Source organism: Bordetella genomosp. 4 (genome assembly GCF_002261185.1).
In the GTDB taxonomy this organism is placed as follows: domain Bacteria; phylum Pseudomonadota; class Gammaproteobacteria; order Burkholderiales; family Burkholderiaceae_B; genus Bordetella_A.
On record NZ_NEVQ01000016.1, the window covers coordinates 63343 to 77819 of the forward strand.

At 56.5% G+C, this 14477-nt stretch carries 15 protein-coding genes; 6 read left to right on the top strand and 9 right to left on the bottom strand.

The annotated features are described in order from the left end of the window. Window positions 1-13 precede the first annotated feature (13 nt). On the top strand, window positions 14-1018 hold the full coding sequence (locus CAL20_RS17040; protein WP_094838461.1) for a Bug family tripartite tricarboxylate transporter substrate binding protein: 1005 nt from the start codon (window positions 14-16) through the stop codon (window positions 1016-1018). 161 nt (window positions 1019-1179) lie between these two features. On the opposite strand, the gene CAL20_RS17045 is transcribed toward CAL20_RS17040, so the two are convergent. After that, complete coding sequence (locus tag CAL20_RS17045; protein ID WP_094820668.1) at window positions 1180-2430, bottom strand: flavin-containing monooxygenase; 1251 nt, start codon at window positions 2428-2430, stop codon at window positions 1180-1182. Window positions 2431-2864: 434 nt separating this feature from the next. Between CAL20_RS17045 and CAL20_RS17050 the strand changes: the two genes are divergently transcribed. The 5 genes from CAL20_RS17050 (at window position 2865) to CAL20_RS17070 (ending at window position 7217) form a co-directional block, all read left to right on the top strand. Beyond that, a complete protein-coding gene (locus tag CAL20_RS17050) occupies window positions 2865-3986 on the top strand; it encodes an ABC transporter ATP-binding protein (protein ID WP_094838462.1) in 1122 nt (373 codons plus the stop codon). A 3-nt stretch (window positions 3987-3989) separates the two neighbouring features. Further along, window positions 3990-4988 carry an NAD(P)H-quinone oxidoreductase gene (locus CAL20_RS17055; RefSeq protein ID WP_256981589.1) on the top strand — a complete coding sequence of 333 codons (999 nt, stop codon included), beginning with the start codon at window positions 3990-3992 and terminating at the stop codon, window positions 4986-4988. A gap of 66 nt (window positions 4989-5054) precedes the next feature. Further along, window positions 5055-5672 (top strand): glutathione S-transferase, encoded by a 618-nt coding sequence (locus CAL20_RS17060; protein ID WP_218830716.1) that lies wholly within the window; start codon window positions 5055-5057, stop codon window positions 5670-5672. Between the two features lie 73 nt (window positions 5673-5745). Continuing rightward, window positions 5746-6234, top strand: coding sequence for a type II 3-dehydroquinate dehydratase (locus CAL20_RS17065; RefSeq protein WP_094838464.1), 489 nt, complete (start codon window positions 5746-5748; stop codon window positions 6232-6234). A gap of 11 nt (window positions 6235-6245) precedes the next feature. Then, the gene (locus tag CAL20_RS17070) at window positions 6246-7217 is read left to right on the top strand and encodes a 2-hydroxyacid dehydrogenase (protein WP_094838465.1); all 972 of its coding nucleotides are present in this window, start codon (window positions 6246-6248) and stop codon (window positions 7215-7217) included. Window positions 7218-7282: 65 nt separating this feature from the next. Here CAL20_RS17070 and CAL20_RS17075 read toward each other — a convergent pair whose 3' ends face one another. The 8 genes from CAL20_RS17075 to CAL20_RS17110 all read right to left on the bottom strand — a co-directional run bounded on the left by CAL20_RS17075 (window position 7283) and on the right by CAL20_RS17110 (window position 14256). Continuing rightward, window positions 7283-8104: an ABC transporter permease gene (locus CAL20_RS17075; protein WP_094838466.1), complete on the bottom strand. Its 822-nt coding sequence runs from the start codon at window positions 8102-8104 to the stop codon at window positions 7283-7285. Continuing rightward, on the bottom strand, window positions 8104-8958 hold the full coding sequence (locus CAL20_RS17080) for an ABC transporter permease (RefSeq protein WP_094838467.1): 855 nt from the start codon (window positions 8956-8958) through the stop codon (window positions 8104-8106). Before CAL20_RS17080 ends, CAL20_RS17075 begins: the two co-directional genes overlap by 1 nt. A gap of 94 nt (window positions 8959-9052) precedes the next feature. Beyond that, window positions 9053-10078: an ABC transporter substrate-binding protein gene (locus CAL20_RS17085; RefSeq protein WP_094838468.1), complete on the bottom strand. Its 1026-nt coding sequence runs from the start codon at window positions 10076-10078 to the stop codon at window positions 9053-9055. A 144-nt stretch (window positions 10079-10222) separates the two neighbouring features. Continuing rightward, window positions 10223-11014, bottom strand: a complete 792-nt coding sequence (locus CAL20_RS17090) for an amino acid ABC transporter ATP-binding protein (RefSeq protein WP_094838469.1) — start codon at window positions 11012-11014, stop codon at window positions 10223-10225. Window positions 11015-11126: 112 nt separating this feature from the next. Next, window positions 11127-11816 carry an ABC transporter permease gene (locus CAL20_RS17095; RefSeq protein ID WP_094838470.1) on the bottom strand — a complete coding sequence of 230 codons (690 nt, stop codon included), beginning with the start codon at window positions 11814-11816 and terminating at the stop codon, window positions 11127-11129. After that, window positions 11806-12519: an ABC transporter permease gene (locus CAL20_RS17100; protein WP_094838471.1), complete on the bottom strand. Its 714-nt coding sequence runs from the start codon at window positions 12517-12519 to the stop codon at window positions 11806-11808. The genes CAL20_RS17095 and CAL20_RS17100 overlap by 11 nt, the downstream gene beginning before the upstream one ends. A 102-nt stretch (window positions 12520-12621) precedes the next feature. Further along, window positions 12622-13392, bottom strand: coding sequence for a transporter substrate-binding domain-containing protein (locus CAL20_RS17105; RefSeq protein ID WP_094838472.1), 771 nt, complete (start codon window positions 13390-13392; stop codon window positions 12622-12624). Between the two features lie 99 nt (window positions 13393-13491). Then, window positions 13492-14256 carry a maleate cis-trans isomerase family protein gene (locus tag CAL20_RS17110; protein ID WP_256981590.1) on the bottom strand — a complete coding sequence of 255 codons (765 nt, stop codon included), beginning with the start codon at window positions 14254-14256 and terminating at the stop codon, window positions 13492-13494. Between the last annotated feature and the right edge of the window lie 221 nt (window positions 14257-14477).

Sequence of the window (14477 nt, forward strand, 5' to 3'; positions counted from 1 at the left end):
TTCAGGAGACACCATGACCATTTCATTCGCGGGCTGCACCCGCGGCGTACGCCGCCTGGTACAAGTTTCCGGGTTGGCGGCCCTACTGCTGAGCCCCTTTTCCATACCGGCCACCCAGGCAGCGTACCCAGACAAGCCCATCCGCATGATCGTTCCGCAACCACCGGGCGGATTCAACGATACCGTGGGCCGTTTGCTCGCCAAGAGAATGTCGGACGCCATGGGACAGCCTGTCTTGGTTGAAAACCAACCCGGCGCAGGATCGCAACTGGGCACCACCAATGCCGCACGATCGCCTGCGGACGGCTACACCATTCTGGTTGTCTCCTTTGCCTATGGCACCAACCCGGCACTGCGCAGCAATCTGCCTTACGATACCGCCCGTGATTTCACACCGTTGATTTTCCTGGGCCAGACGCCGAACCTGCTCGTGGTCAGCAGCGCATCGCCGTACAAATCGCTGGCAGAGGTGCTGGACTATGTGCGCAAACATCCAGGCAAACTCAGCTACGCCTCGTCCGGCGTCGGCTCGTCACCTCACCTATCGATGGAAATGCTGAAATCCATGGCGAAAGTAGACCTCGTGCATATCCCCTATAAAGGCGGTGCTCCGATGGCCACCGACCTGTTGGGCGGCCAAGTCGACATCATGTTCGATAACACGCCCAACCTCATGCCGTACGTCACGTCGGGCAAGATGCGTGCATTGGCGGTCACCAGCGCCGAACCCTCGCCGTATGCGCCTGGTGTTCCCACCGTTGCACAGGCAGGCGTCCCGGGCTATGCCATGACGGCCTGGTATGGGCTGGTCGTGCGCTCTGGCACACCGGCTGAGATTGTCGAGAAACTCAACACAACATTGAATGCCATCCTGAAAGAAGAAGACGTACGCAAAGTCTTTGCAGCACAAAGCGTCGAGCCGGTTGGCGGCACGTCCAAGCAGTTCGGTCAATTCCTGGATGGGGAATTCACGAAATGGGCCAAGGTCATTAAAGATGCAAATATCACGGCGGATTGAGACTTGCCTGATTTAACCTTGGTTTACACAGGCAATTCCTGCGGCTTCGCATCCTCGTAAGCCGTACGAATGTAAGGTTAGCGTTGACAACGCCTCACGCCATCAGGGCTCCAATCACACGACTTGGAGCCCTGATTATTTAACCTACAGATCAAGCCAACCTATTCTTTTGTATACGCCAGATATTCCATACGCACCGAAATGTGATCAGCGATGAACTTGGCGTCATGCCAAACCCCCCAGATAAATGATGAAGACCGGTTGGTGAGATTCGGCAACCCCAAGAAGTAAACCCCCGTTTCTGCCGAGATGCCACGCTTATGCAAAGGCTCGCCCTTGTCATTAAAAGCATCGACCTCCAGCCAACTGAAATCAAACTTGAACCCCGTCGCCCAAAGCACGGTCTTGATGCCCGCCTCAGCCAGGTTCAATTCAAGCAACGGGTTCTTCAGGCACTCCGGATCTTCCAGCAGTTTCCAGGCCTCGGGCTCCGGCGGCAGATCCAGGCCATTGCGTTCGATAAACGCATCGGCCTCTCGCAGCACTTCAAAATAATCCTCGTCGCCTTGTGCAATGTTGCGTCCCAGGCCTTCTTCAAAGCTCACGATGCCATTCTCATAGCCTTTGGTAATGCCGACCAGAGTGATACCCATCTGCGCCAGCCGACGGAAATCAACGGTTTTCCCTCCCTCGTAGCCACTGACCGCAAAAGCCACATGGGCTCGTTTCGGCTTGGTTTTCACCTCGTCCCACATCCCCAGCGCAGCCAGCCACCATACGTAGTCACGCTGCCGATAGGACCGCGGCGGACGATAGTGTTCGCCGACCGACAGATAAACCCTTTTACCTGCCTGACGCAGCTCTTCCGCGATCTGAGAGCCCGACGCGCCTGCACCAACCACCAAGACCGCGCCGTCCTCCAATTGCCCCGGGTTCTTGTACGCCGAAGAATGAAGTTGCTGGATACCGGTATCGTCAGGAATAATTTTGGGGTAGCTCGGCACCTGAAACGGCCCCGTCGCAACGACCACATGCATCGCATCGATCACGCCATCCGTCGTAGTGACCGTAAACCCCGGACGACCATCATTACGCTTGACGTGTTTCACCTCCACGCCGGTGCGAATCGGCGCCTTGATCATTTTTGCGTAGTCTTCAAAATACTGTGCCATACGCTCTTTGGGCGGAAACACCTCGGGGCCAACATCGTCGAACTGCAAACTCGGGAAACGATCGTGCCAGGCCGGCCCGTTGGCCACCAACGAATCCCAGCGTTCAGAGCGCCAGCGCTCGGCAATACGCTTGCGCTCCAGCACGAGATGAGGGATACCCAATAAACCGAGATGCTCGCTCATCGCGACGCCAGCCTGACCGGCTCCAATCACCAGCGTATTGATTTTTTCAACTGACATTTGTTTATTTCCTAAATAGAACCGAGAGCTCTCTCTCGAACCCAACACGAAAAACGCGGGCAATGACTCAAGTCGCACAAAAAGACTCGATCACGGGTGGAATGCAGTGTGATCAAACTTCCGCTTTTTGATAACTTCGTTTTTCGGACGCTGGGCTTAGGAAAAAGCAAATACCCCTCGCGCCAATGCGCATGCACCATTCGCTGCACAGCCGTGTCATAGCCGAATGGCGTCAGACAGATATCGCAAGGCCTGGGAGACGTTTCGTTTTTCCGATGATCCGCATCAGTATCCCCAAAGCATTACCGCCGGGCTTTTCCCGTATTCTGCAACACAGCCACTGATCATTGAGCGTCCCGGCGGCAGATCTCATCCGCGAGAGGAAGGAGACCCGGCTGGGCCGCAGCAACGTTTCCTTGAGAGCCAGATTGCACATGCAGAACAGTCCCTTATCCCAGGAGTCGCCCATTGCTGTCAGCCTAGAGGGCGTGGTGAAAAAGTATCGCGAACAGACCGTTCTGCATGACATCTCGCTCAAGATCCGACATGGCGAATTTTTGACGTTGCTGGGACCCTCTGGCTGCGGCAAAACCACCTTGCTTAACATCATTGCCGGCTTTGCCCCCGTCGATAACGGCGAGATCCTCATTGATGGCAAAGTCATTACCGACCAACCACCCCACAACCGGGAAATCGGCATCGTCTTTCAGAACTACGCACTCTTTCCGCATATGACCGTAGAGCGCAACATCGGCTATGGCCTGCGCATGCGCCGCGTTCCATCGGCGGAAATCACCCAACGCGTACAAGAGGTCATGGCCCTGGTCAAACTGGATGGCCTGGGCCAACGCAAGCCGCGCGAGCTATCAGGAGGCCAACAACAGCGTGTCGCGCTTGCGCGCGCGCTGGTGATTCATCCAAGGGTGTTGCTGCTCGACGAGCCTTTCTCCGCCTTGGACAAAAGCCTGCGCGGCGCCATGCAAGTCGAGATCCGCGAAATCCAACGCAAACTAGGCGTCACGACCGTCTTTGTGACGCACGATCAAGGCGAGGCATTGAGCATGTCGGATCGCATCGCCGTCATGTCCGGCGGCGCCATACGACAAATCGCCGCGCCTGATACGCTCTATCGCCATCCCCAGGATCCGTTCGTCGCTTCGTTCCTGGGTGATGTCAACATCCTGCCGGCTTACTACCATGGCTCCGACGCTGACGGCCTGCAACTGCGCCTGGGCGCGAAGCTGCTGCGCGTGTGCCGGGAACGCTTGGTCGGCGGGTCGCACGAAGGGGGACGTCTGGATATTTATGTCAGACCAGAACAGATCCGCCTGGAGAACCTGCACTCGGACTCCGTCCTCAGCGGCACCGTGGTCAACCACGTTTTCCAAGGGGATCACATCGACTCTTATTTCGACGTGGATCTACCTGTCGCGGGTCGTCAACGCGTCATGGTGCGTAGCGCCGGCCTGGACGCAATGCATCAATGGCCCATCGGCGCAGTTGCCGGGCTCGCTCTGCCGAGCGACGGCATCAGTGTCTTTCAAGCAGAGCGATAAGCCATGAAAAATCCTCCCACCACCATGCATGCCGTTGTCGCCCGCGAGCCGGGAGACGCCAGCGTTCTCACCCTGGCAGAACGGCCCGTGCCAACGCCGGCTGCTGGCGAAGTCCTGCTGCGCGTGCTCGCAGCAGGAGTCAATCGACCCGACGTTATGCAGCGCCAGGGATTGTCCAAGCCCGCATCGGGCATCACCGACGTCTTGGGCCTGGAAGCCTGCGGGGAAGTCATTGCCTGCGGGCCAGGCGTGCCGCAACATCTGCTCGGTAAACGGCTGATGAGCTTGTTGCCAGGTGGTGGATATGCGCCGTGGTGCGTCGCGCGCGTAGAACACTCGCTGCCCGTTCCCGACAACCTGGACGATATTTCTGCCGGCGCACTACCAGAGGGCCTATTCACCGTCTGGCACAACCTGTTCGAACTCGGTCAATTGACCATGGGTCAAACCGTACTGATCCATGGCGCTGCCGGCGGCATCGGCACCCTGGCCATCAGCATGGCCCGCGCCGCTGGCGCCAAAGTCATTGCGACCGTAGGCCGTAGCGATCGCGCCGCTACCTTGCACAAGATCGGCGCAGATCACACCATCTGCTATCGCGACACAGACTTTGTCGCAGCCTGCCTGGATCATACGCAAGGACGCGGCGTCGATGTGGTACTCGACGTCGTTGGCGGGGATTATGTGCGCCGCAATCTGCAAGCCTTGGCTTTTGGCGGACATCATGTGAGCCTGTCGTTTCTGCAAGGCTCCTCGGTGCAAATCGAATTGCTCACATTGATGCAAAAGCAATTAAGCCTGCATTCGTCAACCATGCGCCCCCAGAGCGCAGACGAGAAAGCCCGCTTGGCCAGAATCATTGCCCAACGGGTCTTGCCTTTGATCGATGACCATCGAATCCGCCCACGCGTGCACGCCAGCCTGCCACTGGCCGAAGCTGCCCGCTCGCATGAGCTGCTCGAAAACGGCGACGTGTTTGGCAAAGTCGTATTAGTCCCATAGTCTGGTCTCTGTCCTGCAACCACCACCTCGACAAAACCATCGCCAGATTGGAGCACTCCTCCTATGATGCAACTCCTATATGCCCCCACGTCCCCCTTTGTACGCAAGGTCACGGTCTGCGCACACCTCACGGGTCTGATTGATCAGATCCAATTGCTCGACAGCGCGGCCAACCCCATCAAACGCGATGCGCGCATTGCCACGCACAACCCCTTGGCCAAGGTTCCCACATTGATCTTGGACCATGGCCAGGCGCTATATGACAGCCGCCTCATCTGCGAATACTTGGCTAACCTGGCCGGCGATACCCGACTCTTTCCCCACGAGAGTTCCCAACGATGGCCAGCGCTCATGCGCCAGGAACTGGGCAATGGTTTGTTGGATGCAGCCCTGCTGGCCCGTTACGAGTTGACCGCCCGCCCCGTTGAAAAGCAATGGACGGCCTGGCGCGAGGCCCAACTGGTCAAGGTTACCGCTTGCCTGAACGATATCGAAGCACAGGCATCGACACTCTCGGTAGATGCCCCCACCATCGGCGAAGTCACATTGGGATGCGCTCTGGGCTATCTGGATTTTCGCTTTCCCGACATCGACTGGCGTGCCGACCATCCACAGGCTGCCCGTTGGAATGAGGCCTTTCAGAACCTGCCTGCCATGCTCGCCACTATCCCCCGCGACAGCTAGTCTCGGGCTACCGCCCGCCTTTGACGACAATGATCGCATCGGCCTCCCAATGCCGAAACCCCAGGAATAGCCCATGAATACACCTGCACAGACTCCCGCTTCCTCAACCGACACCACCGAGACCACAGTCTGGTTTCTCAACGGCCCAAACGCCAATCTGTATGGCCTGGACACGAATCAAGTTTATGGCTCTGAGAGTTTTCCCGTCCTGCAACAGCGATGCGAGCGTAAAGCCGCGGCGCTGCAGATGGCGCTGCACTTTGTGCAGTCCAACCATGAAGGGCAATTGGTCGACTGGATCCAGCAGGCGCGCGGCACGGCGCAAGGCATCATCATCAATGCGGCGGGCCTGACCTATTCCTCGATACCCATTCTCGACGCGCTGTTATCCTTTCCCGGCCGCATCATTGAAGTCCACATGAGCAACATCTGGCGGCGCGAGAGTTTTCGCCATCACTCCTATATTTCCAAAGCTGCCGATGGCGTCATTGCTGGCCTCGGCGGCGAAGGCTACGAACTCGCTCTCGAAGCCATGGCGCGCCTGATCCGGCGTCCAACCTGAAGGACAAAATCATGCCCCAGAGCTCCACCCTCGCCCCCGCGACCGTGCCATCGGGGGACCTCGTCTTCTACAGTGAATTCGATGACTTCACCGTTTGGAAAAACGCCCTTCAGGCACAACTTCCCACGTTGCGCATTCTGCAGGCTAGCGAAATCGCCGACCCGGCCCGTGTACATTTCTCGTTAGCGTGGAAGCCGCCGGAGGGCTTTTTCGACGAGATGAGCAGCCTGCGCCTGATCATCAATCTGGGCGCAGGCGTAGACTCGCTCGTCGGCCGCCGAGATTTGCCTGCCGGCGTACCCATTACGCGGCTCACCGATCCTCACATGGCTCGCATGATGGCGGGCTACGTACTCTTTGCCACGCTACGCTATGCCAGGGATATCCCTCACTTTGAGCAAGCGCAGCGGCGCGGCGAATGGGCCTATCGCCATCCTCGGTCTCCCGAAGACATCCGCGTCGCCGTCCTGGGCCTGGGGGAGTTGGGCTCCTATGCAGCCAATGAGCTGCAACGTCAAGGGCTGACGGTACTAGGCTGGTCGAGACAGCCTCGGCAGCTTGCCGGCATACAGTGCTTTGCGGGCCTGGACACACTCGACATGGTGCTGTCCCAGGCCGATATCCTGGTTGTCATGCTGCCGCTGACGCCGCAGACGCAGGGCCTGCTCAGCCGTGAAAAACTCACAAGGCTTCCCAGAGGCGCCGCCCTGATCAACGTCGCTCGGGGCGCCTTGATCGATCAGGATGCAATGACAGACCTGCTGAACAATGGTCATCTTGGCGCGGCGACGCTGGATGTTTTTACACGTGAACCGCTGCCTGCGGATCACCCATTATGGCGCATGGACAATGTGCTGATCACGCCGCATCTTGCATCTGTCGCCATTCCCTCATCCGCTGCCGCGCAGATCGCTGAAAATATCCTCAGAGCCTCCAGAGGCGAACAACCCAACAATCAGATCGACCCGTTACGCGGTTACTGAACTGCGGAATGAACTGCGGCCAAAAGGAGGCGACACTTCCGCCTCCTTTTTTCTCGAATGTTGCCCTAATGATTGTCCTCGATATTCAACACCCGGCCCAGACCCAGAAAATAATTGGCAAACGCCAGCAAACTGGCAGTCACCGCAATGTAGACCACCGATAACGCGGCCAATGTCGGGTCTGCGAACTCGCGCACATAGTTGTACATCGCCACAGGGAGCGTCTGTGTGTTTTGTGTCGTCACAAACAGCGATGCCGTGAACTCACTGAAAGACATGATGGCGGCAAACAGCCAGCCGCCAAACAATCCAGGCGCCAGCAAGGGAATCGTCACCGTCAACAGCACCTTGAGCGGCGACGCCCCCAAACTCGCCGCCGCCTGCTCCAGGCGTTCATCCAAATTCTCCATCGAGACGTAAACGCTACGCAATACAAAAGGCAGCACCAGCATCACATGGCATAAGATCACCAATGCATAGCCACGATCTATCCTGAATTGCGCCACCAGAATAAGCAGGCCCAGCCCGAGAGTGAAATGGGGGATGACCAAAGGCGAAAGCAAGATCGATTGCAGGGTATCTTTCCCCGGAAACGCCATCCTTTTCACTGCAATCGCCAATCCGGTTCCAATCACCAAAGCAATCAGTGACGACCAGAACATGACTATCAGGCTGGCGCGGAATCCGTGTTGAAAGTCCGCGTACGTAAACACCCGGATGAACCATCGCCACGACCACGTCTGCGGAGGAAACGTCAATAGCGCCTTGTCGTTGAACGACGCCATCGTCACCACCACCACGGGCAATAAAACAAAAGCCAGTATCAGACATACGAGCGCCGGGGCCGCTACGCGCAACGGCAGCGGCAAAGAACTTCTAATCTTCATCAGTGACCTCCCACTGCCTTGAGCCGCCGTGTCATTCGGCCAAGCAACCATAGCGCCACCGCCGTCAACGCCAGCCCAGCGACACTCAGACTGGCTGCCAGCGGAAAATTCATCGAAGAAAAACCAAGTTGGTACACCAGCGTCGACACCGTCGGTACGCGCCCGCCGCCTATCATTTGCGGCGTGGCGAATGCGCTGAACGTCCATGCAAACGCCGTCGTCACACTTGCCAGGATGCCCGGCATCGACAAGGGCAAAGTCACCGTCAGGAAAGTCCGAATCGGCCCCGCCCCTAGACTCTGAGCAGCCTTTTCGTAATCGCGATCAATATGCGAAATCGCGGTGGCCAGCATCAACACCACAATGGGAATCGTGACATGCACCAGCGCGACCAGCACGCCCAAGTGCGTAAACATCAGCTCAAGCGGCCATTCACTCAACCCCAACTTTCGCAGCATCGTATTAATAAAACCATTGTTTCCCAACACAATGATCCATGAATACGTGCGCACGATCTCGCCCAGAAACAAAGGTGTGACTGAGACAATGAGAATGAAAGACTTCAGCGCACGATTGCGCACTCTCACCATCGCATAGGCCAAGGGATACGCCACCAGCAACGATAAAACTGTCGTCTCGGCACTTAACAGCAGCGTATTCCAGAAGGCGCCCAAATAAATCGGTTTGTTCAACCCAGTGAAATTGGCCAGCGTCAGCCCACCGACATCCAGCGAGCCCGGCACGTACGCACGCAGGCTGTACTGAAATACCGTCATCAACGCCACGCAGATGCAAAACGCCACCAAAACCGCCGGAGACACTAACCATGCTCTTAGTCCGGAACGTGTGTCCATAACTCGAATGATTTCCCGTCTACGTTGTCCTATGTCGGAACGCAGATGCCCCGGCGACTGGACGGCCAGGGCATCATCTCAAGTGCTGGGGCCATCAGTTCATGATATTTTCGGTAAACCACTTGCGCCATTCAGCCGTTTTCTCGGCGCGCAATTTGTCGTCAATCACGATGGCCTGAGTCGCCCACTGCTCTTTAGTCGTGAATACGCCAGGCAACGCCGCGTCTTCCGATGAAACCTTGGCGTTATCCACCACAGGGCTGGCTTTTTTATAGGCCACGATCTTGGACTGCACCTCGGGCGACAACGCGATGTCCATGAATTTATAAGCCAAGTCGACCTTTTTCGACCCCTTCATGATGCCCATGGAATCCACGCCCAGAACCGCCCCCTCTTTGGGCATGACCACCTTGATAGGTACGCCTTGGCCTACCATGTGATAGGCATTCATCGACAACAGGATCTGCACAGGCGTTTCACCGGTGGAGATCAACTGCTGGCTATTGGCATCGTTAGTGTAAAAAGCCTTGAAATTAGGCTTTAGTGCCTTGAGTTTCTCCTGACCCTTTTCCCAGGTACTGGCATCGCCGCCGGACAGAATCGCAGCGATATCGATGATGTGGCTGGGATCGAAATCAGGCGAAGCAATTTTCCCTTTTAGCTCGGGATTCCACAGGTCATTCCAACTATTGAACGTGATGCTCGATGGCACCAGATCGGGGCGATACCCAATCGTGTATACGTATGCCCAACTGCCGATGTGATACGGACTGATTTTGGCGCGGTCAACCAAATGCGAATAATTCGTCAGCTTGCTTGTGTCCAGCTGTTCAAACAATCCTCCATTGACGTACAGCCATCCGATATGGGATGTCGTAAAGGTCAGATCGCTTTCGGGAGTGGTGGCCAATTTCGCCTTATTCAGCCGGTCTATCGTACCGCCGGTGATGTATTTGACCGGCACGCCCGTCTGGCGAGTAAATTCCTTGCCGATGTTCTCGTCTATCAGGTCCCGAAAGCTGCCGCCCCAGGTGCTGATCACCAATGCATCCTCGGCCTGTACGGCGCCCGCAAACAATACGCTGGATAAAACCCCAGCCGTCAAGATTTTTTGAATCATTGCATACCCCTTGTAGTGTGTATAGATGCGCCAAAATTTCCGAGTGGAGCAGCACCAATAATGCGAGAGAGACGCTAGTGGGCCAATTCGCCTTTTCCTTAGGAATGGCTCACCTTTCCTGACGATCCCGGGCTCTGGCCAGGTTCACAACACCTGGTCGAGAAAGTGTTTCAATCGCTCGCTTCGGGGCGTCCGGAAAAAGCATTTCGACTCGGCCTGCTCAATGATTTCTCCCCGCTCCATGAATACACAGCGATCCGCCACGCGTCGAGCAAAACCCATCTCGTGCGTCACACATACCATGGTGATCCCCGTCGCGGCCAGATCTTCCATAATGCGCAAGACCGATCCAACAGACTCCGGATCCAGCGCGGAGGTCGGCTCATCGAAAAGCATGATGCGGGGCTTCAGGCAAAGCGCCCTCGCGATTGCCACGCGTTGCTGCTGTCCCCCTGACAATTGAATCGGATATTTGTCCACTTGCTCGAGTACGTTGACCTGCTCCAGGTAGCCGCAGGCGACTGACTCCGCCTCCTTCACCGGCATCTTCAATGCCAATCTCAGCGCAAACGTACAATTTTCCAGCACTGTCATGTGCGGAAAGAGATTAAAACTCTGGAAGACCATCCCCAGTTGACGACGAACATGCTCGATATCCGCCGTGCGCGACGTCAGTCTCGTCCCGTTGACGAGAATCTGGCCAGAGTCATGCGGCTCCAGATAATTGATGCAGCGAACGAGCGTAGATTTCCCAGAGCCCGACGGCCCGCACAGCACAACAATTTCACCATTGGCAATCTCTAAATTAATCTGACACAGCGCTTGGAACGACCCATAGAACTTATTCAGATCTTTGATGGATATCGCGGCCTGCACATCAGCAGGTGCGCTCGGTACCTTCGGATCGATAGCCTCGATCCGCACAGAAGTATTCATTCCAGCTTGCATATCAATGTGCCTAGACAGAAGTAGTGAAGAAAAATCCCGTTCCTCGACGCATCGTGTCGTCAAGACGACGGACGTGTCCGTTCGACGCTCCCGTTCGAGCTCAGGATTTGACTAGATGACGGTTAAACTTCCTATCCGCCGTGGCAAAACCGAAACGCAGCATGTTGATGAGACACCAATAAATCGCTGCCGCCGTCATCAATGGCGTAAACGGATCGTAGGTGTAATCGAACACCGTATTGGCTGCGGAGGTCAGATCCACCAGCGTAATCGCGCTCACCGCCGCCGTGCTCTTGACCATGATGAGCAGTTCGTTTTGATAGGCCTTGAGCACGTAGCGCGCAGCCATTGGCAGACGCAGTCGAAACAAAATCTGCCGGGGAGTCAGCCCGAGCGTGGCCGCCGCCTCGACGGTCCCTGCCGGGATCGCAGCCAGCCCTCCCCGGATGATCTCCGCCATGAATCCCGAATGCGTCAACGCCAGACCTAGCCAGGCACAGACATAGGCATTCGAGAAAAACTGCCATAAAAACGTGTCGCGCACGATTGTCAGTTGAGGCAGACCGCTATAGATCAGGTATAGCAAGACCAAACTGGGCACACCACGAAAAAAACCGATATACATGGCGGCAACAGTCGATCTGGGTCCGGGCTGCAGACGCGCCAGCGCGACAGGCAATGCAAACAACAAACCCAGAATCAGCACCGGGATCAACACGGTCAATGTCGTTCCCAGGCCGTTCAACAGAGCGGGCAGGCTCTCCCACGCGATTTCGACATCAAAGTGCATGAGCGCGTCCTTTGGTCACCATGGGCCGAAAGCCGCATTCCGTCCATTTTTCGACCCGCCTGGCCACAACGTAGGTCAACCAGGTCATGCCCAGAAAAAAGACCGACGCCAACAGATAATAGACAAACGGCTCTTTCGTCACCCCCGACGCCAGTTTCGCATAGGCCATGATTTCTTTAAGCCCGATCAACGAGACCAATGCAGTGTCCTTCAACACCACGATCCACATGTTGGTCATTCCTGGCAGCGCCAGGCGCAATACCTGCGGCAAAATGACTTTGATCCAGGTTACCGGCCGCGGCACCAGCAACACATCCGAGGCCTCGAACTGCCCTCGCGGCACATTCTGGATGGCGCTGCGAATCAGGTCGGTCAAATAGGCGCCGTACACCATGCCCAATGCCGTGACCGCCGCCATAAAGGGCGTGATTTCGATCTGTATGTCCATCCCGATCAACGCACCGAGTTGGTTCAGCATGCCGGACCCGGCGTAAAAGAAAAGAAAGGCAATCAGCAACGACGGAACGCCCGTGAAAACCGAGGAATACGGCACCCAGACGATTCTCATCAAACTCTTGGGTTTCAGCGTCGCCAGCGCAAACAGTATTCCGATGGCGAGCGCAAACAAATAGGCGCACACCGCGACCTGAATGGTCATCAGCGCACCAATACCCATTTGTTGCACAAATCCCAACAAAGGCATGGGAGTATCCTTGTGAACATAGAGACCTTGAGCCCGTGCGGGCCCGAGAACGTGCCGGGATCATCGCACGCGGGCGCACGCGATGGTCCGCATCGATGGCGTCTACCGGCAGGCAGCCTCTTCCGGCAACAGCTCCACTTCCATGTACTGCTTGCGCAGTTTCGTGAACGTGCAATCGCGAATAATGCTGTCGATAGATTGGTTCATCCTGTCAAGCAAAGCCTGGCTATCCTTTCGTGCGATCCAACTGGAGCCGGCCTCGCCGCCCCCTGTCCATAAATCGCCGCCAGCGAATTTCCAGTTTTTCCCGGCGGGCTTGGACAAGAATTCATTCGTCCAGCTGATCTTTGGCCCCAAGCTCATATCCAGACGGCCGCTGGCGAGATCCAGGCGGATCTGATCTGGATTGTCGTAGAACACGACCTGTACCGCATCCCCGAAGGTTTCCGTCACATACTTGGCCTGTGCAGACCCACGCTGCAACCCGATACGCACGCCTTTCAATCCCTCTTTTGTAAACGCATAGTCCTTATCCGCGGGGACCACATAAGAGTCAGGATTGAACAGCACGGGCCTGCCGAACAGCACTTTGGCTTTGCGCTCGGGCAGTGGCTTGGTCTGTGTCGCCACCGCATCCAGCTTTTTCTGCAACAACGCGGGAATCAGCCCCTTGAAATCCATCACGACGATTTCACACTGCACATTCATGCGTTTACACATTTCCCGTGCAAGATCGGGCTCGAACCCGGTGAGCTGGCCGGAAGCAGCGACCATGCTGAACGGCGGATAACTGCCTTCATTGCCCAGCACCAATTTTTCCGCTGACGCCGGCGACATTGCCCCTGCCGACCATGCCGCAACGATTGCTGCCATTGAAAAGAAAACTTGACCTCTACGCATCTTGACTTCCCCTTGCGTTATTGACGTTGGATGACCAATCGGCCCTCAAACAGAATGAGGGACAAGCCTCGCTCAGTTCTTGCTTTCTTGGGTAAGGCTGTCAGTAAACAGCTCGCCGTAGCCGGGCTTCGCGCCAGCAGCATTCATCAATGCCAGGCAATGCCAGAACGATGCCTGGATTGCGGAAATCACCGGTTTTCCCAAGCGTTGCTCCAGCGCCTCGATGGCGCCTACCGTTCTGAAATTGGTGCACGAGACAAAAATCGCGGAAGCATCGGGATGATCGACCGACAACACATGTTCATACACTTTTTCCAGCGGCACTTCGGCCAGCGCGTGATCATCGGAAATGCCTAGATAGGCGCTCTTCACCACCTCGTGGCCATTTTCCGAGAGAAAACGGATAGCGCGCTCGTGAATCTCCGGCAGATACGGAGTCGCCAGCGCCACTTTGCCGGCCCTGACCTTTTTCAGCGCCGCCAGTGTGGCCGTAGAGGCAGTCGTGACCTGAATCCCCGGTACCCATTGACGCAGTTTTTCGATCAGCGCATGGTCATAAGCTGTGCCATGCAGGAAAGACGCACTGGTTCCGCCGAATAGCAGTACATCAATCGGTGCAGAGCCCACCAGGCGAGCGGCCTGCTCCAATTCCGGCGCGCCCATCATTTCCTCAATGCCCTGCACCGTGACCTTCGGCAATTTGATTCTGGCGGTATGGGTAGAAACCCCAGGTGCAGACATGGCCCACATTTCTTCTTCCATGACCACGCTAGAGGCGATGTAAATCAATCCAATACGGGCCATGTTGCCTGCACCGTCATAGCGAAATCTCGGCATTGTGTGTTCTTGAGTCATTAAATTCCTCTAGTGATCAGGTGGATTCCCCTCAGACGCAAACAAGTATGAGAGCCGCCGCCCACCCGGCCAATTCGCGATTTCCTTAGGAATGACTCGCCTTTCCTGACGCCGCCTCCCCCGGCTGCCCCGCCACGTTCACGGTCGGAAATTCCGAGACCACCCCACCGGAAAAAACAAATTGGCGTGATCCACGCTTGAGC